We start from the raw sequence: 22,911 nt of genomic DNA, 5'->3' as shown, positions 1-22,911 counted from the left end.
AAGGCCTGGACTTCTAAGAGTAATCATGCACTGGGGGAATGGGACATAGATATAACGACCTTTCCCCGTGCATGCCCTTCAGCAAAGTACCGGAATGCCTCCGGAACGTCTTCAAGACTATAGATGCGGTCAATGATTGGCCGCACCTTGCCTTCTTCAATAAGATCGGCCAAAAATATCAGGTCCTTCTGATTGTGCCTTTGAAGAAAACTGCCCACCTTTTGTCTTCCTGTTAAGGAAACCCACGGACCCATCATCAAAGCTTGAAACATCTGCTTGCCTGATCCGCCGACATGGACAAACTGCCCGTCTGGCCGCAATGAACGCCTGTACGTCCTTATTGAATTAGACCCGTTCACGCCAAGAATCAGGTCGTACTGATCATTGAGTACAGTAAAGTCTGTCTTCTTATAATCGATGCATCGGTCAGCGCCAAGCGACTGTAAAATATCTATATTCCCTGTACTGCACACCCCGGTTACCTCAGCTTCGAAGGATTTGGCAATCTGTACGGCAAATGTTCCGACACCTCCGGATGCTCCGTATATCATCACCTTTTGCCCCTTTTTAATCTTTCCCTTATCACGCAGGCTTTGCAGGGCAGTGGCAGCTGCCATCGGTACAGCGGCTGCTTCCGTGAAGGATATTCCTGCAGGCATCAGCGCTAATGAACCTTCCGGAACAGCAGCATATTCCGCAAAGCTGCCCCAGCCGCTCCCCGAAAGATCGCCGAACACTTTATCGCCAGGCCTGAACTGTTTAACCTTTTTACCTGCTGCTTCTACTACCCCGGCCATATCACCGCCGGGTATGAGGTAATTCGGCTTGAAAAGCCCAAAGGCAAAACGCGCAAGAAACGGCTCCCCTTTCAATAAAACCAAATTGCCAACGTTGATGGAAGCAGCATGTATCTTAACCAGGACCTGATCATCTCCAGGAACGGGCTTATCAATCTCTGCTAATTTTAGTACTTCGGGCGAGCCATATTTTTCGCTTATGATGGCTTTCATTTTGTGCCTCCTTCTCTTTCTTTTGGGAAAAAGATATTCCTGAAACTAATGAATAAGACTATTGCTTTAGGAAAAATATATCTTGTATTTATGCGTTTACGAGAAGAACAAGGACCAGATTGGTCTTTTTTATATCTCCTGAAAAAATCTGTTTTTTTCACCAGATTTTCTCCTAAGCACTTTAATATTCTCTTTGCAGCCATCAACTAACAAGGAGGTGAAGAAAATGAAAATGAAGATGCTTATCGGAGGCGCTATCGGTGCTGCCGGAGTATACGCCATTTATAAATCAGCAGAGGGTTGGTTCTATGGACAAGCTTCAAGGCCGATGGCAGCAGAGGGTCAGATCCACTTTGCTCCTCATCACCGGGGCCGCGGATTCCACCAGCATGTGATCGAGTTTACATCAGCCGCGCAGCCTCACTCCTGGATGCAGGCAGGAAGCTTTATGGCGGTTATCCTGCAGCTGCTTTTGATTGCAGCAGGCTTTCTTTTATGGAAAACGGCCCGGAATGGGGGGCTGAAGAAATGGGCTGGCATACTTCTCGCGGGTCTGGGATTATTCCTGCTCCTTCCTGAGATTGTGTTCATTCCAGTGGCACTCATTGGACTGTACACGATCTATAAAATCCGCAGAAATGAGGAGACAGCCGCTTTTTCATATGAATGGACAAGCACCGTCTTTCAGGGAAACAGAGACTTCCTGGATGAGTGGGAAAAGAAAACGAAAATGGAGGAATAGGAGAAATGGGCGTATTAAAAAGAATGAAACGCATCGTTACTGCTGACTTGCATGATGCAGTTGATAAAATGGAGAATCCAATAAGCCTTTTGAAGCAGTATATAAGGGAAGTGGAGGAACAGCTGGAAAAAGGAAAGCAGGCAATGGCCCAGCAGTATGCTGTTGAACAGAAATACTCGTTACTGATTGCATCGGAACAGGAAACAGCAGAGAAGCGCAACAGACAGGCGGAACTGGCCGTATCAAAGGGTGAGGAAGATATTGCAAAGCTTGCCTTGCAGGAGAAGATCGTCAGCGAGCGGAAACTTTCGGTCTACGTCCAGCAATATGAAATGATTCAGGAAAAAACAAATGAACTGGCAGGGCAGCTTGAATGGCTCCACCAGCAATATGAAGAGCTGAAGCTGAAGAAAAATGAGCTGGCAGCCCGCTATCAGGCTGCAGCAGCCATCAGGAACATACAGGAAAGCACAGTTTCCTTTAAGGCGGAACAGGCTCTTAGCGGGTTTGCCAGAATGGAAGAAAAGGTACTTGAACAGGAATCTTATATAAAGGCAGGGCGGCTGCTCTCTGCTAATGCTTTTAAACCGTCTGTCAGCCCGTATCTGGCAGATGAAGTGGAGCTTGAGCTGGAAAAGCTGAAAACAAAGGGATAAAGGTAAGGGACTCCGGTTCCTTGCTTTTTCAAATTTTGGGAATATATCCTTGGAGATTTCATCATACTAAGGCTTATCTATGATTATGGGAGGCTATGCTTTGATGAACAGGGAGCCAGTAAAGATTGATGCAATCATAAATGGAGAGAAAACACCGACTGGGAAAAACTTTCCCCGTGAAAATCCTGCCCATCCGGAGGAAATCGCAGGATATGCACCTGTCAACACAAAAGAGGAGGCCATCAGAGCGATAGATGCAGCTTATGATGCATTCAGCGGGTGGAAAGTCAGCAAGGTAGAAGACCGGGTCGAACGTATGGAGCGCGCTATCCGGAAAATCAAAGATGCCACCCCGGAAATTGCGGAGCTGTTGTCGCGGGAGCATGGCAAGGCACTGTGGGATTCGAAAGGGGAGATTGCCGTTTCCCTGATGTGGATGGAATTTGCCTGCCAGAATGTAAAAGAGGTAACAGAACCGCAGGTGAAGGAGCATGACAACGGAAGAACCCTTATTACCTATGATCCCATCGGCGTGGTGTCAGCCATCACGCCGTGGAATTATCCGATATCGCTATCAACGATTAAAATAGCCCCTGCACTGCTGACAGGAAATACGATGGTGCTGAAGCCAAGCCCATTTGCGCCCCTTGCTGTCAGCCGGGTGGTGGAGATCATTGCTTCCGAATTCCCGCCGGGGGTCCTTAATCTTGTTCATGGGGAGGCAGATGTCGGGGTTGAGCTTACATCCAATCCAAAGGTAGCAAAAATTGCGTTTACTGGCGGAACTAAAACAGCTAAGAGCATTATGAAGGCTGCCTCTGAGACGATCAAGAAAATGACACTTGAGCTGGGCGGGAATGATGCTGCCATCGTGCTGCCAAGCTTTGATGTTAATGATGGGAAGGCGATGCGCCGTATGGTCATCTCCAACTTCCTGACGTCAGGCCAGATCTGCATGATTGCCAAAAGAGTGTATGTGCATCAATCCATTTATAAAAGTTTCGTGGAGAAATACAGGGAAGCCGCAGATAAATGGATCCGGGTTGGTGATCCATTTAACCCGAAAGTAACCGTCGGGCCGGTCAATAACCCTGGACAGGTGAAGTATGTGAAAAGTCTGGTTGAGGATGCAAGGAGCAAGGGTGCAGAAGTTATCCAGCTCGGCAAAATCCTTGACCCGGATCTGATGGACAACGGCTACTTCCTTCAGCCCACACTGGTCCTCGGTGCAGATCCGCATGACCCGATCGTAGTGGAAGAGCAATTCGGGCCGACTGTCCCGATCATTCCCTATGATGACGAAGAGCAGGTGATCCAGCTTCATAATGAAAGCATTTATGGACTGACCAGCTCTGTCTGGGGAGATGAAGAAGAAGCGATCAAGGTTGCACGCAGGATTGAGGCCGGCACCACAATGATCAATACCGCTGCCGTACAGGGACTTGATGTCCGCTTTCCTTTCGGAGGCGTAAAGCAGTCCGGTGTGGGCCGCGAATACGGCAAAGAAGGGCTGAAATCCTATCTCGAAGTGCATGTCATCAATATCCCGAAGACATTGGAGCTGCCATATATCCCAGAATAATGAACGAAAAAAACGAAGGCTGCTAAAGAAGCAGTCTTCTTTTTTTTTGAGTTTACAGAGTTGGAACGCGAATGTATAATTATGGAAACTTGTATAAAGGAGTTGTGCTATGAAGAGGCTGATATGGCCATGGTTCCTTGCTGCGGCCGGCTTTATTTTTACAGCTATGGGAATAATCTTCGGAATCATTGGAGCAGACGTTCTAAACATACCATTTACAAGGATGGATTTAGTTCCAATCGCAGTCAGTTTCCTTGGGATCATGCTTTTGTTTGCAGGCATTATGTTCATTATGGATAAAAGATTTGAAACTTTGAAAGAAAAGGACAAAGGAAGTGAAAAAATCGTCCAAAAGGCAAAATCCAAAGCATTCAATTTAATGATTGGGCTATATTCCATTGGTACCATTACACTGGCACTGCTTGGTTACTTGAATGAAGTTTCTTTTTTCAGCCTGATTGGCCTGTACATCATTGGCCTGCTTTTCTATAGTTATCAGCTTGTGATGAATAGGCGTGCTGCTTGAATAAGGTGATAGGGGAGAACCTGTCTGCTGAGGGAAAGCAGACAACTCAGAGCGGTTTTTTATGTGAATATCATAGCTTGTGAAGGAGTGGAAATATGACATCAGCAAACAAAGTAAATCATGCTAAAATTTCTTCCAGATTAATAGAGCAAAAAGAAACGGCTGATAGCCTGGCGATTATTTTGCCGGGGGCAGGGTATACGGCACAGGCTCCGCTGCTTCATTTTTGTACAGGGTTATTTTACTCCAAGGGCTTCGATGTTCTTCATCTCAACTACACATTTAATCGTGAAGAGCAGATGGCCTTATCTGGAGAAGGCCTGGCTGAAGCGGTCCGGTCTGCGATTGAAGATGCACTGAAAAATAAAGGGTATGACCATTTTTATATCGCTGCTAAATCGATAGGAACCATGGCACTGCCTTATCTATTGAAGGATCAAAGCTTTCTGGATGCGAAAGCAGTATGGCTGACCCCTTTGCTTCAAAAAGAGTTTATATTGACTAGCATGGCGGCGGGCAGCCATAAAGGGCTCTGTATCATTGGGGATCAGGATCCTTTTTTCACTTGGGAACGGATTGAAAGGATTAAAGGGAATCCCAATCTTTCTATTAAAGTAGTGGAGGGAGGCGATCACAGCCTGGAACTTAGCGGTGATCCCATCCAATCTATCGATCTGTTAAAGAACATCATTTCTGATATTCGTCAATTCCAGTCTTTCTAAAGGAGTTCCTATGAATTATATTCAATCTTTACGGAAATATATCGGTACAGAGCCAATCATTGCTCCCGGTTCAGCGGTCATCGTTCTCAATGATAAGGGAGAGATTCTGCTTCAATTGAGGTCAGATACACTGGATTGGGGGATTCCTGGAGGCGGGATGGAATTGGGCGATTCTTTTGAAGAGACGGCCAGGAAAGAGCTTTTCGAGGAAACGGGCTTAACGGCCCAATCTTTGGAGCTGCTGTCGCTCGTCTCAGGGAAAGAGTTTTATTATCAATTTCCCCATGGAGATGAAATTTATAATGCAACGGCAGTCTATAAAGCGGTTGACATAGAGGGCATCTTAAAAAAAGACGGAGAAAGCCTGGAGCTGGCCTACTTCCCCCTGCACTCCCTTCCATCACTGAATAGTACAGCCCGGAAAATGCTTGAAAAGACAGGATATATCTAATGAGTATTCTTTCATGTGAAAAAGAGCCTCTGCGGTTCTTTTTTATTTTAGGGAAATGTAAAACATGTTTGACATGTAAAATCCTGTCATGTTATTCTGTAAATGTAAAACATGTTTGACAAAAATACGGCAGAGTGGTGTGAATGGAAAATCAAATCAAAGAAGTGAGAAAAAGCAGCGGCCTTTCCCAGGAAGAGCTGGCTAAAGCATGCGGCGTTTCACGCCAGACGATTAATGCAATCGAGAACAATAAATATGATCCCAGCCTTGCACTTGCCTTTCAGCTGGCAGAGTCCCTTGGCATGACAGTGGATCAGCTATTCCATTTTAGGAGCAGGGGGAATGAGAGATGAAAGGTAAAGAAATAGCAGCGCTCGTATTACTGATAGCGGCAACACTTTATTTTGGGGGAACCTTCATCAGTTATATTAAAATTGATGGAGCATCTATTGGGTCAGCAGAGCTGCTCGTGATCATCGCCTTGCTGATTGGATGGGTCCAGTTCATCACATGGGGAACGAGGAAGGAAGTTCAGAAAGATGAAATGGGCAGGCAAATCATTATGGACAGTGCCAGAGTCAGCTATTATGTTGTATTAGCGGCACTAATGCTGTTATGGATCATCGACTTCTTCCTTGTCAGCAAGGGAGAGAATTACACACTTTTTATCGCTTTGTGCATCGCCTATATTACGTATCCAATCATCCAATATGTACTTGTTAAAAGATTTGCGGATTAATATCATTCCAAAACCACAGTGCCTGCTGTGGTTTTTATTTTTGAGCAAAAACATTGATATTTCGTTATTGATTTTATAAAATTTAATTGTACACAACTAAAATATAGGAGTGATTCACATGACAAAACCATTATTCACAGCATCAGTAACAGCAGTTGGCGGACGAGAAGGCCGGGTTTCATCAGCAGAAGGGAATTTGGCTTTGGATGTAGCGATGCCCGGAACTCCAAGAAAAAAGGAAGTTCCTGAAGCTACAAATCCTGAGCAGCTGTTTGCGGCCGGCTATGCAGCCTGCTTTGACAGTGCGCTGCAGATGGTTGCAAGGAAAGAAAGAGTCTCTTTTCAATCTGAAGTGACTGCAAATGTCAGTCTTTTAAAAGATGAAAGCGATCAAGGCTTTAAGCTTGGGGTTGTTCTGCAGGTGAAGGGAACAGGAATAGAGGATAGCCTTTTGAATGAACTGGTGGATAAAGCCCACGGTGTCTGCCCATATTCAAAAGCTGTGAATGGGAATATTGAGGTTCAGCTTGAAATCGTACAGTAAAGTAAGAAAGGATGCCCGCTTGGCTGGGCATCCTTTTCTTATTGCTCATGTTTTTGATGAAGGACCTGCAATAGCTGAAGAAGGGAGGTTTTCAGCGAGTTGTATTCCTCTTCGTTTGCGCCGCTCATTTCGAAAATTTTTGCAGGGATGGATTCTGCCTGTCCTTGAAGAGATACTCCTTTTTCTGTCAGTGTCACAAATACAGAGCGCTGATCCTCAGCAGATCTCTCCCGGTTCAGGAGGCCCTGCTGCTCCATTCTCTTCAGCATGGGTGTAAGGGTGCCGGAATCGAGGTAGAGAAGCTCTCCCAGTTTTTTTACGGTCAGGCTTTTCTTTTCCCAAAGAAGGAGAAGGACAAGATATTGAGGATAGGTGACTTCAAGCTTATCTAAAAGTGGCTTATACTGCTTGGTCATTTCTCTTGAAGCAGCATAAAGAAGGAAGCAAAGCTGATTTTCGAGCTTTAAATGGCTGTACTCGTTTGTCATTTTTTCACCGCTTATCGTTATAGTCTGTATGTATACTATAACCTCCGCATTACATTTAATAAACTAAACTGCATACCTTTTTCCTTAATAGGGAGTCGGAACATCAAATATAAGATAGAGCGCTGTTATAAAAATCCCGCCAAGGAGCCACGCAGTCCATGGCTTGCGATAATGGGCAATCAGCAGTGTGAAGGTCACGATATTGAACAAAAAGGACCAGCGGAAGGACCAGCCATGATGATGGGTAATGCTGTCATTTATATAGGCGATGAGCTCCACACCAGTGAACAAGATTGACCAAAGAAGAATCCAGCCAGCCTGTGCCTTCAGCTTTTCCGGAAGCCGGCCGAGAAAAATGGCCAGGACGAAAGGGTAGATAATAAAAGCAATCGCCATCGAAATGGCATTATGTGTCGGCAATAATAAATGGTCAATCCAAACAGGATTGAATTCCCAGACCCGATAATTAGACAGGAGAAGCTCATAAGCAAGGTTGGCAATGATCCAGAACAAGAGCGTGCTGTAGTACTGTGCAAAGCTTTTCCAGGCTCCAAGGAAGAGTCCTGCAATAATGAAAAATATAACGAATGATGACTGCATTTTTTTACCCTCTTATCAATGATATAAGAATAGGTTTTCCAATAACCTGGAAAATAACCTGCTCCCAAAGGCCTGCTGAAAAAGGAAATACGCCAGCTGGCGGCGAATTAGAAGAAAGCAAAAGTTTATCCCAAGACAACAGAGGTGCAAAGAATGAAAACCAAACTAATACTCGTTGAGGGGCTTCCCGGCTTCGGTAAGTCAACAACTGCCAGATATACAAAAGAGATACTCGATGAGGCAGGGCTGGAGACCAGATTATTTCTGGAAGGCAATCTCGACCATCCTGCCGACTATGATGGAGTCGCTTATGCGGCGGAAGCAGAGATGGAGAAACTGCTGAAGGAAGCAGGCGGCCAAGGAGAACTTATTAAACAATATACAATCAAAAAGAATGGCTATTATCTAGTTCTATATGAAAAAATGAAACGGAAATATCCTGATGCATTTCCTGAAGGCCTGCTGGATCCTATTATCCGGACTGATATTTACGAACTGCCTATGAAGCTGCATATGGAGCTGATGGAGGCCAGCTGGCTCAGCTTTGCAGAAGAAGCAAATGGAGATGCGGTGTATATATTTGAATGCTGCTTCATTCAGAATCCTTTAACCATCGGGATGATCAAGTACAATGAGCCGGCAAATGAAATCATGGCTTATGTTAAGCGGCTTGGCGAAACGATTAAAGAACTTGATCCGCTTCTTATTTATCTGGAGCAGGACGATCCTGAGTCAGCCTTCAGAAAGGCTGTAAAAGAGAGGCCGGCAGAGTGGTTCGAGGGCTTCGCCGAATATTACACTGGCCAAGGGTACGGACTCAGCCGCGGATGGAAAGGCCTGGAGGGAACGCTGAAGGTACTGGAGGCAAGGAAGCAGCTGGAGCTGGACACAATGAAGCAGCTTGATCTGAAAAAGGCTGTGGTGAATAATTCCTGGTTCGATCCGGACAGCCATAAGGAAATGATCAGGCAGGTGCTGAAGGAACAAGGCGTAATTTAAGAAGAATTCCTATACCAAAACAGCCTGATGTGTTTGATAAAGCAGCTGTCCGGGAATATCCCCAAAAAACAGGCAAGGGGGATTAGAATTGAAGTTCAATAAAGATGACCTCACGAAAGTAATTAAAACGGCGGCAGATAAAGTAAGTGGAGACAATGCAGGCCAAACATCCAACAATGATGTTCAAACCCAGATAAACAGCATCAACAGACGGCTCTCATTGCTCGAGGAAGAGCTTAGGCAGATAAAGGAGAAGGTATAAGGGCCATTGAGGCCCTTTTTTGTTTAGGTCAGTCCTGGTCAGGAACTGGCTTCAAGCCACCTCAAAATTTCTTTTACTATTAAATCCTGCTGTCTTTGAGGCGGAATGCTAGCATGATTGTCTCCTTTTTGAGATCCATACATGCCGAATTGTGCATGGTTGCCGCCTTCTATTCCATATAAGTCTGCTCCATCAGAAAGCAAATGCCGTGTTTTCTCAATCTTCCCGGGTGTGGTCAGTCCATCTTTTTCCGCATAAATCGAAAGCATGGGCATCGTGGAATCTGAAAAGTCAGAGCCGCTGCTTGGATAGGAACCGAGCAGGATGACCCCATCAATCTGGTCCGCATGGTTAAACGCATAAGTAGCAGCGGAAACTCCTCCGAGGGAATGTCCTCCAATATACCATCTCTCAATCTCTGGATAATGCTCGATTAGTTCGTCTGCTTTATTTCCCTCGAGGATGGAGAAATTCAGGCGCATTTCCGGCACCAGCACCAGGTACCCATTCTCAGCAAGCCGCCCGCCCAAATAGCTGTATGCCTCTGGCTCCACCTTGGCTCCAGGGTAAATGATGATCCCTGCTTTCTTCACTGCACCCGGATCAAAGACAATCCAATCATTCTCATGCCGGATATTTTCTTCACCGATTAATTTAAAGAGTTCTTCAGACGGTTTATACGTTGCCTGGGCCCAAATGTAAAATCCCGCACCGCCTGCGATGATAACAGCTAAAACAATGATAAGGGCAACTTTAATGATCTTTTTCATAAAAAAGCCTCCTGCCCGCTGGATATATCTTTTATTGTATTTTAAAAAAGGAGAAGGTTCCAGATTTGCGTGTACAGCCTGAAACCTTCCCTGAGCTCAGCGCGTATATGAAGGAAAGCTATGGGAGGGTTTCAAATGAAAAGGTATAGAGTGATGGCTGCGGCTGCTATTCTAATCATCTTCTTCCTGCTTGCCGGAAACCATTTCATCATACATACAGGCCAAGCAGAAGCGGCGGCAGTTGAAGATAAAGGAAAAGAGGGCACGGAATATTATATTCTCCTTAATGGGCGGAAGCTGATGGTCGAGGACGAAAACGTCTGGAATCTGATTGAAGTGGGCGGAATCTACGACATTGCTTATGAATGGTATGGAAATAAAGATCCTGTCATAACAAGCATTACGTTTCCAGGGTATGAGGGCAGCCATTGATGGGAAGCGGGATTTAATGATGTTAACTCTCCGGGCTATTGAAGCCCTGCAGGTTTGCATAAAAGGCTATTATGGGGTGTTTTAATTGTTAATGATTTTAAGAGTGATTTTTGCAGTAATCAGTGCTATTATCGCAGGATATGGATTAATAACTGATAACTTTGAATACCAATCGTATATGTTACTATTTTTAAGTTTAATGATGTTTGTAATTGGAATTGAAGAATTGCGGAAAGAACGAAAAGTGACGGGGTGGTTTAGCATCATTGCTTTTTTATTTGGATTATTTGTAGCAATTCAAGGCTTCTTCATGAAATAACATGTCTTATATTTAAACTGCTGCCAACAGCATTTCTTATATGACTATGGACAGGTTAGTGAAGGAATGGTTATAAAAATGTCAGAAATTCTTATCCTGATTTGAGTGACCAGCAAGCCCAAAAATAAGCGGAGTTTTTCCGGTTAAGCTGGTGAATACGGCGCGGATGGATGTAAATTAGCGGAGAATTTCCGGTTAAGCGGAGCGCAGTAGCCCGTTTTCCTGTTTTTCTAATCGATAGCCGGAATTTCTCCGTCTATTAGAGCTATATTTTGAGCTTTTTTGAAAATAAGGAGAATTTATCCGCTTATTTTTCAGCCTGGCGATGATTCCCTCATTCAGGTCGGGTAAGGTCCGCTCTTTTTGGCTGGGCGGGGACCCCGCAATCAGAGCTTAAAATATGTAATGTGTGTTTCATTGAGCCTTTTTTTATAAAAATATTGAGGAATTAGCAGGAATATGAGCCTGCATAATCGAATATACGTTCTTTAACGAAAGGCTGGGTACCCTAAGGTAATTGCGGCATCGGGGCCTGAAAGATAGAAGGTGATCTTATATGGAAAAAACAGCACTGATAAAAACAGTCTCCCTTGAATTTTATAAAAACGAAGATGAATCGCGGCTTAAGGGCTATCAGCTCCCGGAAGAGCAGCTCGGCTTTACCTCAATGCCGGTTCCTGCAATTGAGGCCTGCCTGCAGGAGGATGACCGCCATCCTATTATCATTCAATATGGAGAGGATATAGCAGGCTTCTTCGTCCTTCATGGCAAGGGCGGGGCCATCAAGTACAGCCCGAATGAACAGGCGATGCTGCTTCGTGCCTACTCGATCAGCGCCAGCTATCAGGGGAAAGGGATTGCGGGTGAATCATTGAGGCTCCTGCCTGACTTTGTAAAAAAGCATTTTCCTGATAAAAATGAAATCGTCCTTGGGGTCAATCACAGCAATCATGCGGCCCAGCATGTCTATAAAAAGGCTGGTTTCATTGACCAGGGCCTTCGAATCACCGGAAAAAAGGGCGAGCAGTATGTGCTGCACATGCAGCTTTAGAAAGGGAATGAAATCATGATCAAATATCCGATTTTAAAGGAAGAGGCCGTCATTGGCGTAACAGCAACATCGTCAGGGGTGCCGGAAGAGCTCCACGGCATGATCCGCTCCGCCTGCAAGCGCATGGAGTCAAGGGGATTCCGCGTAAAGTGCGGGGACACTCTGTGGACACAGGAAAAAGCAAAGTCGGCCCCTGCTTCTGTCAGAGCGGATGAATTCAATGAAATGATGGCAGACAGCGGGATAGACTTAATCATTCCTCCGTGGGGAGGGGAGCTTTTAGTAGAAATTCTGGATAAAGTGGATTTCGCCGGAATGGAAGAAAAGTGGATATTAGGCTATTCGGATACGAGTTTGCTGTTGTTGGCCGTCACATTGATGACGGGGATGGCGACAGCCCATGGAACCAATCTTGCCGACCTGCGCGGTGAGCAAATGGATGAAACAACAGCCAGGTGGCTGGATGTTTTGAAAACAGAAGAGGGCGGATCGGTCCAACAGGAATCTTCCAGCAACTATCAGAAAGAATGGCAGCATGAGAACCCTTCACCATATGTATTTCATTTAACAGAGCCGACGAGCTGGAAAACCATATCCGGCAGTCCAGAGAAAATGGAAGGCCGGCTGCTCGGCGGATGCATTGATGTTATCAGGCATCTGATCGGCACCCCTTACGGCCGTGTCCGTGAATTTCAGCGGGAGCACCTTGGCGGGGATCCTATTGTCTGGTATTTTGAGAACTGTGAAATGACAACAACCGATCTGCGCAGGACTTTGGTTCATATGAAGATGGCCGGCTGGTTTGAAGACTGTGCGGGAATCATGTTTGGTCGCAGCAGCGCCAACACAGCAGTTGGCGGCTATACTGCAGAGGATGTATATAAAGAGCTTTCAGCTGAGCTTGAAGTGCCCGTTATTTATGACATCGACTGCGGCCATGTCCCTCCGCAGGTCACTTTGATCAACGGAGCATACGCGGAAATTGAGGTCCGGGACGGGAAAGGCAACATAGTTCAGCATTTTAAAGCATAAGAAGAGGCAGGCTGCGGAGTCTGCCTTTTTAATCGTGCCTTAATGAGGCATGGCATTTAAGTTTCACCATAATACTCAGCAAAATAAAGGAAGCCGAATTTCCTTACAAGATAGTTTCTTAAAAGGCCTTCAGTTGCTTTTTCAATTGGAGGATCTGTAAGTGTATAAGCCTTGCCATTAAGCCTGGAAAATTTTTTGGAATCTGCTTTGTTATGGTAGTCATCCTCGATAATGCCTGAAGTCAAAGCAGCACCAGGATAGCCGCTTATAAAAACATGGGTTCTGAGGGCAAGGTGAGGGGTTGAATGCAGCAGCAGGAAAATGATCACTATACCGGCTAGAACCAGTTTCTCTTTTTTATATTTCATGAAAGAAATTCTCCTCAACACTAACTTCTTATAAACTATTCCATAATATATATGGTATTCCTGCTGAAACCTAACAAAAAGGAGTGAGGCAAAATATGAAGCAAATAGTGCTGTTTCTCTTTCTGGCGTCTGCTGCCATTCTGGCTGGAGCCTGCGGGGCAACCGGGCAATCCTCCGGAAGTTATCAAGTTCTTATCATCGGGGGAGATGAGACATTGAGCGGAGCATTCAGCGATTTTGCCGGCAGCGGCGGACCGGTTGGCGAGCTCCGGTATATTGCTGATCCTGAAGAGGCCCGCAAAGAATTTCCGAAGTATTCCTTTGAAGAGTTCCCGGCCATATTCATTTTTGAGACCGGGGGAAGCGAAATGAAAAAGCTTATGCTGGAAACGAACGAGGTAGAAGAGGCACAGGCGTTTTTAGAGGGGAAGGACTAAAAAAGAGCAGTTGGTAAATTAACTGGTGAAGTTGGTAGAATAACGTATGAAGTCGGTAGATTATGCCCTGAATCGGTAGAATAACCGTCGAATTTGGCAGATTATCAGGCCCGATTAATAGTATGAACCCAAAAAGGGCCAGGCTGCCGGCTCTCCCAGCGCCATATTGTCTGAAAACCGGCTTGAAGAACGCTATCCAAGCCGGCAAAAACAGCTTTCTTCATCCAGCAGCAGTCTTTCTTGGCCTCTTGACAAGCTCGCCGCCGCAGTTCGGGCAAATATTCTCCATCTCTTCCGTGCAATCCCGGCAAAAAGTGCATTCATATACGCATATAAAAGCTGTATCGTCCAACCTCAAAGGAGCACTGCATCTTTCACATTCTTTTCTCATTTCCAAACCCATAGAAAGCCCTCCATCCGTCTATTTTCATAGCTAAGATTAGCAGAAATTCAGGCAATCATTCAGGGTCAGATCCCAACTATTTTCCGGGGTCAGCAGCGGCTGAAAACCTTATTGCGGAAGGAAGCCCTCTTTGCTGATCAGAACCTTTTCCGGAGGAAATACTTCTGTAAATCGCTTATATAGTTTCCTGTATGCGGTCCGGTTGTACCATTCTTTTAGATTCAGTTCTTCGTAAAGAGAAGGGATGCCGATCTTTTCCGTTCTTCGTCCTCCGCTTCCATCTCCCATAAAATAATCATCGATGCAGATCCGGTTTACAATGGGGAAAAGTAATTCCGGGAACTTCTCACTGCTGGGGAGCATAGGGGCAATGGCAGCCTGGACGGGTATTCCTGCTTCCTTCATCTCCCGCAGGGCCTTCAGCCTTGCGGGGATCGGCGGGGCGGAGGGCGTAAAATGCTTTCTTATTCTCTCGCTGTCCGTTTCCACTGTCATGCTGATCCGGACCTTTTCTCCAAGCTTTTGAAACAGATCCGCATCCCTTGCTGCAAGGGGGCTTCTTGTTTGGACAAACAAGAAATCCGGCTGGTTTTCTGTCATAGCTTCAAGCAGGGAGCGGGTAATTCTCTCTGTGTGCTCAGCCGGCTGATAGGGGTCTGTGCTGGAAGACATAAAAATGGTCACAGGGCCTTTCTGTTTTGCTTTTGTTATTTCTTTATCAAGCAGTTCTGCCGCACCCTGTTTTACGTCGACCCAGCTGCCCCAACCTTCGCTGCGGAAGATGGAGACTGGCATTTCTCTGACATAGCAGTAGGAGCAGCCAAACGCACAGCCTGTATAAGGGTTAAGTGAGTGGCTGTAGCCGGAAAGGAACCCGGTGCCTTTTGTCAAAATGGTCTTAGGTGTTTTATAAGCTATATTAGCTTTCATTGTTATCATCCTTATTTTGCATTGTGGAAGATGATTCCCAATCCATACCTGGTACCAGAGGAGAGTGTACTGACACCGTGGCGGACAGTGTTTTTGTAGTAGCCTCTTTTCCCCTGGACCGGCCTGCTGCTCGTTGGGAAAATCAGGGCCTCACCCTGTTCGAGCGTAATTACATGCCCGCGGCTTTGCGCTCTTGGGCGCTGTTCTACGAGAAGAGACTCACCGCCGGTGTAATCCTGTCCTCTTCTGCTCAAAGTGAATAATACCTGGAAAGGAAAAAACACATCTCCGTAAAGATCCTGGTGCAGGCAGTTGTAGCCTCCCTGCTCATATTTCAGGATAAGCGGGGTTGTCCGTTCCTGTCCGTGCTGCCTGCACTCTTCCAGAAATTCCTCCAGGGTGCCGGGATAGGCAGGCTCTTTGCCAAGCAAGGCAAGCCAGCGGTTGGCAGCTTTCGCAAGCTCAGGGTAAAAAGCTGAGCGGAGCTCCTGCAAAAGAGGGGGAAGGGGATCCGCGAAGTACTTGTATTCACCTTCCCCAAAACGGTAGCGCTCCATATTGATGGTGCTTCGATAAAGGCTTTCATCCTCATACATACCGATAAGAGAATCGCATTGCGCGGGGGATAGGAGGGTGCCTAATTTTACAAATCCATCCTCATCCAAGGATTGATGAAGCGCCTCCCAATCAAGTGTGCTTATCTTTTTGCCCATTTCGCTGTCCATGCTGCGGCCTCCTTTATTTCTAATGATATGTTCTATTATTAGCAAAGTCTTGTATTAAGAATGAGTTATATAGTGGTAAATAAAGGATATTTGAACTGATATTTAGGAAGGAGTAGTATGATGATTGTGCTTGCCGCTGTTACCGCACTATTCTCCATTGAGCTTAATCTGCGGAAGACAGTGAAACAAAATCTAAGGATATGAAGAAAGGAGAAGAGTAGATTGATATATCTAAAACAAAACAAAAGAAGCCGGCATTGGTCAGCCGGCTCCTATCTGAATCAAAGCGTATTGGCCATAATCTCCTTTAATACTTTCGCAGAGGTGCTGAACTGCTCTTTCTCTTTCTCATTGAGATCGATTTCAATTATTTCACGGATGCCTTCCCGGTTGATGATGGCGGGAACACCTATATAAAGGTCCTTTTCTCCATACTCACCGTCCAAATAAGCAGAAATGGTCAGAATGCAATTTTCGTTATGGAGGATTGCTTTCGTAATCCTGGCCAGTGACATTCCGATCCCATAATAGGTCGCACCTTTTCTTTGAATGATATCGTAGGCTGCATCACGTACATTGACGAATATTTTTTCGAGACAGTCCGGGTTCACGTCTTCTTTGCGTTTCATAAAGCTGCCAAGAGATTCAATTCCAATGCTGCTATGGCTCCAGACAGGGAATTCCGTATCTCCGTGTTCTCCGATGATGGCTGCGTGGACATTCCTTGTATCCACTTTGAAATACTCGCCCAGCTTAAAGCGCAGCCTGGCTGAATCAAGTACGGTGCCTGATCCGATGACTCTTTCCTTCGGGAGGCCGGATTCTTTCCACGTCACATATGTCAGGATGTCAACCGGATTTGTTGCGACCAGAAAAATGCCGTCAAAGCCGCTCGCCATAATCTGTTTGACAATGGTTTTGAAAATGCCGGTGTTCTTCGCTACAAGGTCAAGCCTTGTTTCACCGGGCTTTTGGGGCAAGCCTGCAGTGATGACGACAAGATCAGCTTCCCTGCAGTCATCATAGGTTCCGTTCCACAGTCTGACTGGGGAAGGGGCAAACGGCATTCCGTGATTAAGATCCATTGCTTCACCTTCGGCCTTAGCTTCGTTCACATCGATCAGGACAATTTCTTCTGCGGCGCCCTGGTTGACCATAGAGTATGCATAGCTGCAGCCCACAGCTCCAGTGCCAATTACAACAACCCTGTTCACTTTGTTTGTTTTCATCTCGAATTTCTCCCTTCAATTGTAAGAGTTATATGTCTGCTATTCCCGCGAGGCGGTTAACTAAGATACTTTTATTATATAGTAAAAATGTGAAATAATTCACAAACTCTATGGCTATTTTGTGAAATGTTTCACAAGTTCTCTGCGGAATAACGGTTATGATCCTGTCATAACCGTTAAAGCAGCTTCAGAGCCTTTTATTCAGCACTTTCCAGCCTTTTTCTGAAATCTGAGGGGGAGAGGAGGGTGTGATCTGTATTTTCCTTCAATCCTTCCAGGAAACCAAGGTCGGCTTCGTAAAGATCCTCTTCATCGTATTTATTGCTGTAGTAAAGCTGTTCAGAGCCAGTTTGGAGAAGGAGACTAAGCTCCAGACCCATCGCGGAGCCGCTGGGACTGTCTTCGTCCCCGAGAACAGCACCAGGACGAGAGGATTCCTCCTGGCTGATGTATAAACGGGAACCAGCCGCATTTTCCGCCCTCTTCACCAATTCGGGAAGCGTACCTATCTTTTTCAATGTCATTCTTCATCACCTCTGTTCTTTGTTTACCTAATTAGAGGGGGCCTCTAAACTTTCCGTTTGCAGGAATGTCCGGAGGGTAAAAGAATAATGAATATAAATTGGAAAGGAGAATGCTAAAATGGCAGACAAAAAACCACCATACAAAGGGTTCAACACAGAGCAGAACAACGGGCTCTCCGATACCCAGGAAGTGAACTACAGCAGTGATTTCAAGAAAGCCTATAAAGCTGAAAAGAAACAAGACTCCGATTCCAGCGAAAAAAGTGAATGATGGAAAGGAAGCCCTGCCGCAAGACGGCGGGGCTTTTTGCATCTTATAAAAAGGCCGTCTGCAGGAAGGAGAACAGCCCCTGCTGTAGAAATGTACACTAAGTAAAATAGAAACTTAAGGAGGGAAATGATGTACGAGCAGAAGACGAGGGAAAATGATAAAAGTGTAGAAGAATTCATTGAAAATGTAGACAGCCCGAAGAAACGGCAGGATGCATACAGACTGATTGAAATTTTTGAAGATACAAGCGGATACAAGGCGAAGATGTGGGGAGAGAGCATTATCGGATTTGGATCTTATCATTATAAATATAAGACCGGGCATGAAGGAGACGCACCGCTTGTCGGCTTTTCCCCGAGGAAGGCAAAGATCAGCCTCTATTTTGCCACAGGAGACACTCAAAGGGGAGAACTGCTTGAAAGATTCGGCAAGCATACAGCCGGCAAGGCCTGTGTGTACATCAATAAGCTGGCAGATGTGGAGGAAGAGGTATTAAGGGAGCTGATTCTCCAATCGATCCGATTTCTAAGGAATACATATCCGGAATCCTAGGGGGCGGGAGGGGCAAGAATGAAGATCAGGAGAGCGAAGGACCAGGATGCAGAAGGAATCGCCAAAGTCCATGTGGAAACATGGAGGACTGCTTATAGGGGCATTATTAATGATGAATATCTAGCAGCTCTTTCCGTGGAAAAAAGGACCGAACTGTGGCACAGGAATATCGCGATACCCGGAAATATTGTACTTGTGGCAGAGGAAAATGGCGGGATAGTTGGTTTTGCAGACGGAAGCCAAGAGGAAACAGGCGAGTATGGCGGTTTCAAGGGGAATGTCACCTGTCTATATGTGCTGGAAGAGCATCAGGGAACTGGCCTTGGAAAGGCACTCCTGCAAGAGCTTTTTCAAGCATTTCAAAAAGAGGGGATTCGTTCTGCTATCGTAAAGGTGCTGAAAGAAAATGATGCCTGCAGCTTTTATGAACACACGGGTGCAAGACTGCTGAAGGATGCTATCCCAATAAAAATCGGCAGCGGCCGGGAGCTCGAGCTCTGTGTGTATGGATGGAAGGATTTTAACGCTGCATTTTAGCAGCCAGAAAATCAAGAATAGGAGAGATGAAGCGATGAAACTGGCAGTAAAGGCATGTATCCTTTCAGCATCATGCCATCTAATATATGCGGCTTATTCTATGGTGAATGGCTATATACAAACCAAAAACTATGAACCTGATATGGACAGGGCCTGGCATGAAGCTGCCTCAGCACCGGCCTTGGTTTCATTTGGACCGGCACCGTCCCCCTGGATATTACCTCTGACTTTTATAGCAGGTGCGCTGGAGGATTCCTTTTTACTCTCATATTCACTTGAACTGGTTCTTTCTATACCTATATTTCCAAGCAGGTTTTCTATTGCTGTTAAGTGCTTTTTATCCGGCACAGCAATGAGGCCTGGCTGAAACAAACGATTCTTCACCTTGAGTTTTAATTGATAGCCATTGTCTGCGCGGGAGTCCAGCCCGTAAAGAGGATGCCAGCGGACAATTTTCTCTGTTTCAAAAGAGCGGATTTCGGTCTGGCTGTAAAACCTTCCGTGCAGAATCATGCCGTCCTTCATGATAAATAGATTCTGCGGCTGGCGGATGAAGCTTGCAATGGCAAAGAATATATAAGCCGCATTCAAGAAGGCGGGGTCAAACCAATCGGTTAAAAGCAGGAGCAGGAGGAAGCCGGCCATGAGGAAAAAAGCACATACGGTTCCCCATTTTATATACTGATAGGATCTAGTATTTTTCGTGATTGGCTGCATTTCCTTCCATTCGCCTGGCAGCAGGATGCCTGAATATTCTTCCTGTGTGCGTGGGAATAAAGCTTGTCCCGACAAATCGGCCGCTTTTTTTATACGGAGCCGGAGCTGCAGCAGGTAGTAGCATCCGATAAGGAACATCATAATAAAAAACAGGTCAAGCCACATCGTTTTCCGCCCTTTCATTGTCTAAAATTTTTGCCCCTTGCCCTCCTAATTAATACGGAGAAGATGGAAAAAGGTTCCCTATTTTTAAAAATCAGAAGGAGGCTAAGAAAAATGAAGATGACAGACCGCCTGAAAAGGATCATCCACTTGGCAGAAGGAGAACGGGTGGAGACTGGCTGCCGGTTTATCCAGCCGGAGCATCTGCTATCAGGGTGCCTGCTTGAAAGGACCGGGGCATTTGCGGAACTGGCGAATAAGTGCCGTTTAGACATAAGCAGCCTCCGCTCAGCCTCAGTCAAAAATTCTGAAGAAAGGGGGAGCTTGCTGCTTGGATTTCCGGCAGAGATATCTGAGGAAACAAAGGTCGTGATGGAGGCGGCGGCTGGATATATGAAGAAATACGGCCAGATGATCCTTAATGAAGGCCATCTCCTGAAGGCGCTGCTTTCCTGTGATTGTCTTGCTGATTTGGCAGGGAAGGAAGATAAACAGCAGATGCTAGCAGTCGGGGCAGCAGCCAGAGATTTAGCTTTACATCTGGCATCGTACTCACCGCCTGACAAGCTGCTCTCTGCGGTCAGGAGAGCAGGGAAAAAGGATAGAGAGATGCTTGCCGCATTTGCAGAAGCCCATTTTTCGGCTGAATGGACCCAAACGGCTGAAGCTGGGATGGAGCAGGAGGAACCGCCGGTCTACATAGCTTTCAGTGGAGACGGGGAACTGATTGGGTTTGCAGTATTTGATTCATACAAGGGAAAAAAGGGATATTTCGGGCCGATGGGAGTGGCTGGAGGCATTCGGGAAAAAGGAACAGGAAGCGCCCTTCTCCATGCCTGCCTGAAGAATATGAAAGAAATCGGCTATGAATATGCGGTCATCGGCGGGGCGGGGCCAATTGAATTCTATGAAAAGTCGTGCCAGGCTGTCGTCATTCCATATCCGGATTAAAATAACCACTGTTCAAAAAATTGAAACATTTAGTCTGCTTTCTCTGTTTAGCTCTCTCTTCTGCTGGGAATGGGTAAGGGACTTGTACATAGCTGCCAGTCAGCATGAGCCATTCTATATGAGGAGGAGACTGAATGAAAGATAACCGCAATGTAAATGAATCCAGCAAAAACGAACAGCTGGAGCAATTCAGGACAGACGACCGTGGAGAAAAGCTGACAACCAATCAGGGAGTCAAAGTATCAGAGGACGAGTTCTCGCTTAAAGCCGGTGTCCGGGGGCCTACCTTGCTGGAGGATTTTCATTTCCGGGAAAAAATGACTCATTTTGACCACGAACGGATCCCCGAGCGGGTCGTTCATGCACGCGGCTTTGCAGCGCATGGGGAATTCCAGGTATATGAATCTATGAAAAAGTATACAAAGGCAAAGTTCCTGCAGGACCCTGCTGTGAAAACCCCTGTATTTGTAAGATTCTCAACGGTCGTCGGCTTCCGGGGATCAGCCGAGACTGTCAGGGATGTGCGCGGGTTTGCGACAAAGTTTTATACAGAAGAAGGCAATTATGACCTGGTAGGCAATAATATGCCGGTATTTTTTATACAGGATGCCATTAAGTTCCCGGATCTTGTTCATGCAATCAAGCCTGAGCCGCATAATGAAATGCCGCAGGCTTCTGCTGCCCACGATACCTTCTGGGATTTTGTCGCCAACAATCAGGAATCCGCCCATATGATCATGTGGGCTTTGTCAGACCGCGCATTGCCAAGAAGCTTCCGCATGATGGAAGGGTTTGGCGTCCATACATTCCGCCTTGTGAATGAGGAGGGTATCTCGCATTTTGTGAAATTCCACTGGAAGCCTGTGCTTGGCGTCCATTCCCTCGTCTGGGACGAAGCACAGAAAATAGCCGGCAAGGATCCTGATTTTAACCGCAGGGATCTTTGGGAGTCTATTGAACAGGGCAACTATCCAGAATTCGAGCTGGGGATCCAGGTGATAAAAGAAGAAGACGAATTCTCCTTTGATTTCGATATACTTGATCCTACGAAACTCTGGCCGGAGGAGGACATACCCGTCCAAATCATTGGAAAAATGACGCTTAACCGGAATGTAGACAATGTTTTTGCGGAGACTGAGCAGGTCGCTTTCCACCCGGGCCATGTAGTGCCGGGGATTGATTTTACCAATGATCCGCTGCTGCAGGGGCGCTTGTTCTCCTATACTGATACACAGCTCCTTCGTCTGGGAGGGCCAAACTTCCATGAGATACCGATTAACCGCCCGGTTTGCCCTTTCCATAACAACCAGCGGGATGGTTTCCACCGGCAGACCATCAACAAGGGACCGGTGAGCTATCATAATAACTCAATCGCCAATAATACCCCTTCTCCTGCGTCAGAGGAAGAGGGCGGGTATGTTCATTACCAGGAGAAGGTCGAGGGTCGCAAGGTGAGGGCGAGGAGCGATAGCTTCAAGGACCACTTTTCACAGGCGAAGCTTTTCTGGAACAGTATGAGCGGACCGGAAAAGCAGCATATCATCGATGCGTTCAGCTTTGAACTCGGCAAAGTGAAGAGCAAGTCGATCCAGCAGCAGGTTGTGGACATGTTTGCCAATGTCGATCTTGAAATGACAAGAGAATTTGCAAAAAATATCGGGGCAGTCCCTCCTGAAGAGGGCGGTTCTGCTGTAACAAAATCCTCGCCTGCACTCAGCCAGGAAAAAACGAAGAAGCTCCCTGCAACACGCAAGGTGGGAGTCATTGCCGCTGATGGATTTAATGGAGAAATCATGAAGGTACTGGAAGCCTTGAAGGCAGAAGGCATTATGCCCGTCATAATCAGCAGCAGGCTCGGGAAGATTAAAGGCTCTGATGGAAGCGAGCTTGAAGTCCAAGATACATTCCTTACCACTGAATCTGTCTTGGTGGATGCCATATATGCCGCAGGAGGCAGTGGCGGGACAAAGAAATTTCAGCAGGATGCAGCCTATTTCATCCATGAGGCCTTCGCTCACTATAAGCCGATCGGAGCGACTCATGAAGGCAGGAACTGGCTTGAAAACATAGGTAAAAACAATGCTGCAGGAATTGTACTTGGAGATGGAGCGGAAAGCTTCGCAGAGGAGTTTATCCAGGCAATTGCCCAGCACCGCTTTTGGGAGCGGGAGCTGGTATAA

General features: G+C 46.2%; 33 protein-coding genes. 21 read left to right on the top strand and 12 right to left on the bottom strand.

Going from position 1 to position 22,911, the window contains the following annotated elements; all coding sequences use genetic code 11:
* Positions 1 to 23: 23 nt before the first annotated feature.
* Both Q9R36_RS10900 and Q9R36_RS10895 read right to left on the bottom strand, forming a co-directional pair.
* Positions 24 to 1,010 carry an NAD(P)-dependent alcohol dehydrogenase gene (locus Q9R36_RS10900; protein WP_253616168.1) on the bottom strand — a complete coding sequence of 329 codons (987 nt, stop codon included), beginning with the start codon at positions 1,008 to 1,010 and terminating at the stop codon, positions 24 to 26.
* Positions 1,007 to 1,171, bottom strand: coding sequence for a hypothetical protein (locus tag Q9R36_RS10895; protein ID WP_022543293.1), 165 nt, complete (start codon positions 1,169 to 1,171; stop codon positions 1,007 to 1,009). The genes Q9R36_RS10900 and Q9R36_RS10895 overlap by 4 nt, the downstream gene beginning before the upstream one ends.
* A 65-nt stretch (positions 1,172 to 1,236) precedes the next feature.
* On the opposite strand from Q9R36_RS10895, the gene Q9R36_RS10890 reads away from it, so the two are divergent.
* The 9 genes from Q9R36_RS10890 to Q9R36_RS10850 all read left to right on the top strand — a co-directional run bounded on the left by Q9R36_RS10890 (position 1,237) and on the right by Q9R36_RS10850 (position 6,972).
* The gene (locus Q9R36_RS10890; RefSeq protein WP_009792430.1) at positions 1,237 to 1,752 is read left to right on the top strand and encodes a hypothetical protein; all 516 of its coding nucleotides are present in this window, start codon (positions 1,237 to 1,239) and stop codon (positions 1,750 to 1,752) included.
* A gap of 5 nt (positions 1,753 to 1,757) precedes the next feature.
* A complete protein-coding gene (locus Q9R36_RS10885) occupies positions 1,758 to 2,408 on the top strand; it encodes a PspA/IM30 family protein (protein WP_148950616.1) in 651 nt (216 codons plus the stop codon).
* A 103-nt stretch (positions 2,409 to 2,511) separates the two neighbouring features.
* Positions 2,512 to 3,990: an aldehyde dehydrogenase family protein gene (locus tag Q9R36_RS10880; protein WP_148950615.1), complete on the top strand. Its 1,479-nt coding sequence runs from the start codon at positions 2,512 to 2,514 to the stop codon at positions 3,988 to 3,990.
* A 109-nt stretch (positions 3,991 to 4,099) separates the two neighbouring features.
* Positions 4,100 to 4,516, top strand: coding sequence for a hypothetical protein (locus Q9R36_RS10875; RefSeq protein ID WP_094768038.1), 417 nt, complete (start codon positions 4,100 to 4,102; stop codon positions 4,514 to 4,516).
* Between the two features lie 95 nt (positions 4,517 to 4,611).
* A complete protein-coding gene (locus tag Q9R36_RS10870) occupies positions 4,612 to 5,238 on the top strand; it encodes an alpha/beta family hydrolase (RefSeq protein ID WP_253616169.1) in 627 nt (208 codons plus the stop codon).
* A gap of 10 nt (positions 5,239 to 5,248) precedes the next feature.
* Positions 5,249 to 5,689: an NUDIX hydrolase gene (locus Q9R36_RS10865; RefSeq protein ID WP_253616171.1), complete on the top strand. Its 441-nt coding sequence runs from the start codon at positions 5,249 to 5,251 to the stop codon at positions 5,687 to 5,689.
* A gap of 143 nt (positions 5,690 to 5,832) precedes the next feature.
* Positions 5,833 to 6,042 carry a helix-turn-helix transcriptional regulator gene (locus Q9R36_RS10860; protein WP_009792421.1) on the top strand — a complete coding sequence of 70 codons (210 nt, stop codon included), beginning with the start codon at positions 5,833 to 5,835 and terminating at the stop codon, positions 6,040 to 6,042.
* Positions 6,039 to 6,428, top strand: a complete 390-nt coding sequence (locus tag Q9R36_RS10855; protein ID WP_224952134.1) for a hypothetical protein — start codon at positions 6,039 to 6,041, stop codon at positions 6,426 to 6,428. The genes Q9R36_RS10860 and Q9R36_RS10855 overlap by 4 nt, the downstream gene beginning before the upstream one ends.
* A gap of 118 nt (positions 6,429 to 6,546) precedes the next feature.
* A complete protein-coding gene (locus Q9R36_RS10850) occupies positions 6,547 to 6,972 on the top strand; it encodes an organic hydroperoxide resistance protein (protein ID WP_253616174.1) in 426 nt (141 codons plus the stop codon).
* A 38-nt stretch (positions 6,973 to 7,010) separates the two neighbouring features.
* Here the strand turns inward: Q9R36_RS10850 and Q9R36_RS10845 are convergent, their stop codons facing one another.
* Both Q9R36_RS10845 and Q9R36_RS10840 read right to left on the bottom strand, forming a co-directional pair.
* Complete coding sequence (locus Q9R36_RS10845; RefSeq protein ID WP_253616176.1) at positions 7,011 to 7,460, bottom strand: MarR family winged helix-turn-helix transcriptional regulator; 450 nt, start codon at positions 7,458 to 7,460, stop codon at positions 7,011 to 7,013.
* Between the two features lie 84 nt (positions 7,461 to 7,544).
* The gene (locus Q9R36_RS10840; protein WP_311225098.1) at positions 7,545 to 8,060 is read right to left on the bottom strand and encodes a CBO0543 family protein; all 516 of its coding nucleotides are present in this window, start codon (positions 8,058 to 8,060) and stop codon (positions 7,545 to 7,547) included.
* 153 nt (positions 8,061 to 8,213) lie between these two features.
* On the opposite strand from Q9R36_RS10840, the gene Q9R36_RS10835 reads away from it, so the two are divergent.
* Both Q9R36_RS10835 and Q9R36_RS10830 read left to right on the top strand, forming a co-directional pair.
* A complete protein-coding gene (locus Q9R36_RS10835; RefSeq protein ID WP_311225097.1) occupies positions 8,214 to 9,059 on the top strand; it encodes a P-loop NTPase family protein in 846 nt (281 codons plus the stop codon).
* A gap of 88 nt (positions 9,060 to 9,147) precedes the next feature.
* Entirely contained in the window at positions 9,148 to 9,321 is a 174-nt protein-coding gene (locus Q9R36_RS10830; protein WP_009792415.1) for a hypothetical protein, read from the top strand.
* A gap of 38 nt (positions 9,322 to 9,359) precedes the next feature.
* On the opposite strand, the gene Q9R36_RS10825 is transcribed toward Q9R36_RS10830, so the two are convergent.
* Positions 9,360 to 10,091: an alpha/beta hydrolase gene (locus Q9R36_RS10825; RefSeq protein ID WP_311225096.1), complete on the bottom strand. Its 732-nt coding sequence runs from the start codon at positions 10,089 to 10,091 to the stop codon at positions 9,360 to 9,362.
* Between the two features lie 135 nt (positions 10,092 to 10,226).
* Here Q9R36_RS10825 and Q9R36_RS10820 point away from each other — a divergent pair, with 135 nt between their 5' ends.
* From Q9R36_RS10820 to Q9R36_RS10805, 4 genes are all read left to right on the top strand, one after another.
* A complete protein-coding gene (locus Q9R36_RS10820; protein WP_311225095.1) occupies positions 10,227 to 10,523 on the top strand; it encodes a hypothetical protein in 297 nt (98 codons plus the stop codon).
* A gap of 91 nt (positions 10,524 to 10,614) precedes the next feature.
* Entirely contained in the window at positions 10,615 to 10,842 is a 228-nt protein-coding gene (locus Q9R36_RS10815; protein WP_311225148.1) for a YczI family protein, read from the top strand.
* Between the two features lie 556 nt (positions 10,843 to 11,398).
* The gene (locus Q9R36_RS10810) at positions 11,399 to 11,893 is read left to right on the top strand and encodes a GNAT family N-acetyltransferase (protein ID WP_311225094.1); all 495 of its coding nucleotides are present in this window, start codon (positions 11,399 to 11,401) and stop codon (positions 11,891 to 11,893) included.
* Positions 11,894 to 11,908: 15 nt separating this feature from the next.
* Positions 11,909 to 12,925, top strand: a complete 1,017-nt coding sequence (locus Q9R36_RS10805; protein ID WP_311225093.1) for a S66 family peptidase — start codon at positions 11,909 to 11,911, stop codon at positions 12,923 to 12,925.
* A 56-nt stretch (positions 12,926 to 12,981) separates the two neighbouring features.
* Here the strand turns inward: Q9R36_RS10805 and Q9R36_RS10800 are convergent, their stop codons facing one another.
* Positions 12,982 to 13,293: a hypothetical protein gene (locus Q9R36_RS10800; protein WP_311225092.1), complete on the bottom strand. Its 312-nt coding sequence runs from the start codon at positions 13,291 to 13,293 to the stop codon at positions 12,982 to 12,984.
* A gap of 95 nt (positions 13,294 to 13,388) precedes the next feature.
* Between Q9R36_RS10800 and Q9R36_RS10795 the strand changes: the two genes are divergently transcribed.
* On the top strand, positions 13,389 to 13,730 hold the full coding sequence (locus Q9R36_RS10795) for a hypothetical protein (protein WP_311225091.1): 342 nt from the start codon (positions 13,389 to 13,391) through the stop codon (positions 13,728 to 13,730).
* Positions 13,731 to 13,950: 220 nt separating this feature from the next.
* Here Q9R36_RS10795 and Q9R36_RS10790 read toward each other — a convergent pair whose 3' ends face one another.
* From Q9R36_RS10790 to Q9R36_RS10770, 5 genes are all read right to left on the bottom strand, one after another.
* A complete protein-coding gene (locus Q9R36_RS10790) occupies positions 13,951 to 14,133 on the bottom strand; it encodes a DUF1272 domain-containing protein (RefSeq protein WP_009792406.1) in 183 nt (60 codons plus the stop codon).
* Positions 14,134 to 14,241: 108 nt separating this feature from the next.
* On the bottom strand, positions 14,242 to 15,063 hold the full coding sequence (locus Q9R36_RS10785; RefSeq protein ID WP_311225090.1) for an SPL family radical SAM protein: 822 nt from the start codon (positions 15,061 to 15,063) through the stop codon (positions 14,242 to 14,244).
* Between the two features lie 11 nt (positions 15,064 to 15,074).
* Positions 15,075 to 15,788: a 2OG-Fe(II) oxygenase gene (locus tag Q9R36_RS10780; protein WP_311225089.1), complete on the bottom strand. Its 714-nt coding sequence runs from the start codon at positions 15,786 to 15,788 to the stop codon at positions 15,075 to 15,077.
* A gap of 281 nt (positions 15,789 to 16,069) precedes the next feature.
* On the bottom strand, positions 16,070 to 17,017 hold the full coding sequence (locus Q9R36_RS10775; protein ID WP_311225088.1) for an L-lactate dehydrogenase: 948 nt from the start codon (positions 17,015 to 17,017) through the stop codon (positions 16,070 to 16,072).
* Positions 17,018 to 17,214: 197 nt separating this feature from the next.
* On the bottom strand, positions 17,215 to 17,541 hold the full coding sequence (locus Q9R36_RS10770) for a hypothetical protein (RefSeq protein ID WP_009792402.1): 327 nt from the start codon (positions 17,539 to 17,541) through the stop codon (positions 17,215 to 17,217).
* A 118-nt stretch (positions 17,542 to 17,659) separates the two neighbouring features.
* Here Q9R36_RS10770 and Q9R36_RS10765 point away from each other — a divergent pair, with 118 nt between their 5' ends.
* The 3 genes from Q9R36_RS10765 (at position 17,660) to Q9R36_RS10755 (ending at position 18,901) form a co-directional block, all read left to right on the top strand.
* Entirely contained in the window at positions 17,660 to 17,812 is a 153-nt protein-coding gene (locus Q9R36_RS10765) for a YfhE family protein (RefSeq protein WP_009792401.1), read from the top strand.
* Between the two features lie 129 nt (positions 17,813 to 17,941).
* Positions 17,942 to 18,364 (top strand): DUF1801 domain-containing protein, encoded by a 423-nt coding sequence (locus tag Q9R36_RS10760; RefSeq protein ID WP_311225147.1) that lies wholly within the window; start codon positions 17,942 to 17,944, stop codon positions 18,362 to 18,364.
* 18 nt (positions 18,365 to 18,382) lie between these two features.
* Positions 18,383 to 18,901 carry a GNAT family N-acetyltransferase gene (locus Q9R36_RS10755; RefSeq protein ID WP_009792398.1) on the top strand — a complete coding sequence of 173 codons (519 nt, stop codon included), beginning with the start codon at positions 18,383 to 18,385 and terminating at the stop codon, positions 18,899 to 18,901.
* Positions 18,902 to 19,030: 129 nt separating this feature from the next.
* Here Q9R36_RS10755 and Q9R36_RS10750 read toward each other — a convergent pair whose 3' ends face one another.
* A complete protein-coding gene (locus Q9R36_RS10750) occupies positions 19,031 to 19,801 on the bottom strand; it encodes a hypothetical protein (RefSeq protein ID WP_311225087.1) in 771 nt (256 codons plus the stop codon).
* Positions 19,802 to 19,894: 93 nt separating this feature from the next.
* Here Q9R36_RS10750 and Q9R36_RS10745 point away from each other — a divergent pair, with 93 nt between their 5' ends.
* Together Q9R36_RS10745 and Q9R36_RS10740 are read left to right on the top strand one after the other, a co-directional pair.
* Positions 19,895 to 20,731, top strand: coding sequence for a GNAT family N-acetyltransferase (locus tag Q9R36_RS10745; protein WP_311225086.1), 837 nt, complete (start codon positions 19,895 to 19,897; stop codon positions 20,729 to 20,731).
* Between the two features lie 134 nt (positions 20,732 to 20,865).
* Positions 20,866 to 22,911 (top strand): catalase, encoded by a 2,046-nt coding sequence (locus Q9R36_RS10740; protein ID WP_311225085.1) that lies wholly within the window; start codon positions 20,866 to 20,868, stop codon positions 22,909 to 22,911.

Source organism: Bacillus sp. AG4(2022), assembly GCF_031844465.1.
Classification (GTDB): Bacteria; Bacillota; Bacilli; order Bacillales; family Cytobacillaceae; genus Bacillus_AB; species Bacillus_AB infantis.
The sequence above is the reverse complement of the archived record's forward strand: the minus strand, read 5'-3'. Positions and strand labels throughout refer to the sequence as shown.

Excerpts from the sequence above, each read along its gene's own strand:
- Q9R36_RS10775 (WP_311225088.1), bottom strand. The coding sequence starts at position 17,017 with ATGAAAACAAACAAAGTGAACAGGGTTGTTGTAATTGGCACTGGAGCT.
- Q9R36_RS10865 (WP_253616171.1), top strand. The coding sequence starts at position 5,249 with ATGAATTATATTCAATCTTTACGGAAATATATCGGTACAGAGCCAATC.
- Q9R36_RS10740 (WP_311225085.1), top strand. The coding sequence starts at position 20,866 with ATGAAAGATAACCGCAATGTAAATGAATCCAGCAAAAACGAACAGCTG.
- Q9R36_RS10890 (WP_009792430.1), top strand. The coding sequence starts at position 1,237 with ATGAAAATGAAGATGCTTATCGGAGGCGCTATCGGTGCTGCCGGAGTA.
- Q9R36_RS10785 (WP_311225090.1), bottom strand. The coding sequence starts at position 15,063 with ATGAAAGCTAATATAGCTTATAAAACACCTAAGACCATTTTGACAAAA.
- Q9R36_RS10770 (WP_009792402.1), bottom strand. The coding sequence starts at position 17,541 with ATGACATTGAAAAAGATAGGTACGCTTCCCGAATTGGTGAAGAGGGCG.
- Q9R36_RS10870 (WP_253616169.1), top strand. The coding sequence starts at position 4,612 with ATGACATCAGCAAACAAAGTAAATCATGCTAAAATTTCTTCCAGATTA.
- Q9R36_RS10825 (WP_311225096.1), bottom strand. The coding sequence starts at position 10,091 with ATGAAAAAGATCATTAAAGTTGCCCTTATCATTGTTTTAGCTGTTATC.
- Q9R36_RS10885 (WP_148950616.1), top strand. The coding sequence starts at position 1,758 with ATGGGCGTATTAAAAAGAATGAAACGCATCGTTACTGCTGACTTGCAT.
- Q9R36_RS10780 (WP_311225089.1), bottom strand. The coding sequence starts at position 15,788 with ATGGACAGCGAAATGGGCAAAAAGATAAGCACACTTGATTGGGAGGCG.
- Q9R36_RS10835 (WP_311225097.1), top strand. The coding sequence starts at position 8,214 with ATGAAAACCAAACTAATACTCGTTGAGGGGCTTCCCGGCTTCGGTAAG.
- Q9R36_RS10875 (WP_094768038.1), top strand. The coding sequence starts at position 4,100 with ATGAAGAGGCTGATATGGCCATGGTTCCTTGCTGCGGCCGGCTTTATT.
- Q9R36_RS10840 (WP_311225098.1), bottom strand. The coding sequence starts at position 8,060 with ATGCAGTCATCATTCGTTATATTTTTCATTATTGCAGGACTCTTCCTT.
- Q9R36_RS10760 (WP_311225147.1), top strand. The coding sequence starts at position 17,942 with ATGTACGAGCAGAAGACGAGGGAAAATGATAAAAGTGTAGAAGAATTC.
- Q9R36_RS10850 (WP_253616174.1), top strand. The coding sequence starts at position 6,547 with ATGACAAAACCATTATTCACAGCATCAGTAACAGCAGTTGGCGGACGA.
- Q9R36_RS10815 (WP_311225148.1), top strand. The coding sequence starts at position 10,615 with ATGATTTTAAGAGTGATTTTTGCAGTAATCAGTGCTATTATCGCAGGA.
- Q9R36_RS10845 (WP_253616176.1), bottom strand. The coding sequence starts at position 7,460 with ATGACAAACGAGTACAGCCATTTAAAGCTCGAAAATCAGCTTTGCTTC.
- Q9R36_RS10820 (WP_311225095.1), top strand. The coding sequence starts at position 10,227 with ATGAAAAGGTATAGAGTGATGGCTGCGGCTGCTATTCTAATCATCTTC.
- Q9R36_RS10750 (WP_311225087.1), bottom strand. The coding sequence starts at position 19,801 with ATGAAAGGGCGGAAAACGATGTGGCTTGACCTGTTTTTTATTATGATG.
- Q9R36_RS10810 (WP_311225094.1), top strand. The coding sequence starts at position 11,399 with ATGGAAAAAACAGCACTGATAAAAACAGTCTCCCTTGAATTTTATAAA.
- Q9R36_RS10745 (WP_311225086.1), top strand. The coding sequence starts at position 19,895 with ATGAAGATGACAGACCGCCTGAAAAGGATCATCCACTTGGCAGAAGGA.
- Q9R36_RS10800 (WP_311225092.1), bottom strand. The coding sequence starts at position 13,293 with ATGAAATATAAAAAAGAGAAACTGGTTCTAGCCGGTATAGTGATCATT.
- Q9R36_RS10900 (WP_253616168.1), bottom strand. The coding sequence starts at position 1,010 with ATGAAAGCCATCATAAGCGAAAAATATGGCTCGCCCGAAGTACTAAAA.
- Q9R36_RS10765 (WP_009792401.1), top strand. The coding sequence starts at position 17,660 with ATGGCAGACAAAAAACCACCATACAAAGGGTTCAACACAGAGCAGAAC.
- Q9R36_RS10860 (WP_009792421.1), top strand. The coding sequence starts at position 5,833 with ATGGAAAATCAAATCAAAGAAGTGAGAAAAAGCAGCGGCCTTTCCCAG.
- Q9R36_RS10880 (WP_148950615.1), top strand. The coding sequence starts at position 2,512 with ATGAACAGGGAGCCAGTAAAGATTGATGCAATCATAAATGGAGAGAAA.
- Q9R36_RS10790 (WP_009792406.1), bottom strand. The coding sequence starts at position 14,133 with ATGGGTTTGGAAATGAGAAAAGAATGTGAAAGATGCAGTGCTCCTTTG.
- Q9R36_RS10755 (WP_009792398.1), top strand. The coding sequence starts at position 18,383 with ATGAAGATCAGGAGAGCGAAGGACCAGGATGCAGAAGGAATCGCCAAA.
- Q9R36_RS10805 (WP_311225093.1), top strand. The coding sequence starts at position 11,909 with ATGATCAAATATCCGATTTTAAAGGAAGAGGCCGTCATTGGCGTAACA.
- Q9R36_RS10795 (WP_311225091.1), top strand. The coding sequence starts at position 13,389 with ATGAAGCAAATAGTGCTGTTTCTCTTTCTGGCGTCTGCTGCCATTCTG.
- Q9R36_RS10855 (WP_224952134.1), top strand. The coding sequence starts at position 6,039 with ATGAAAGGTAAAGAAATAGCAGCGCTCGTATTACTGATAGCGGCAACA.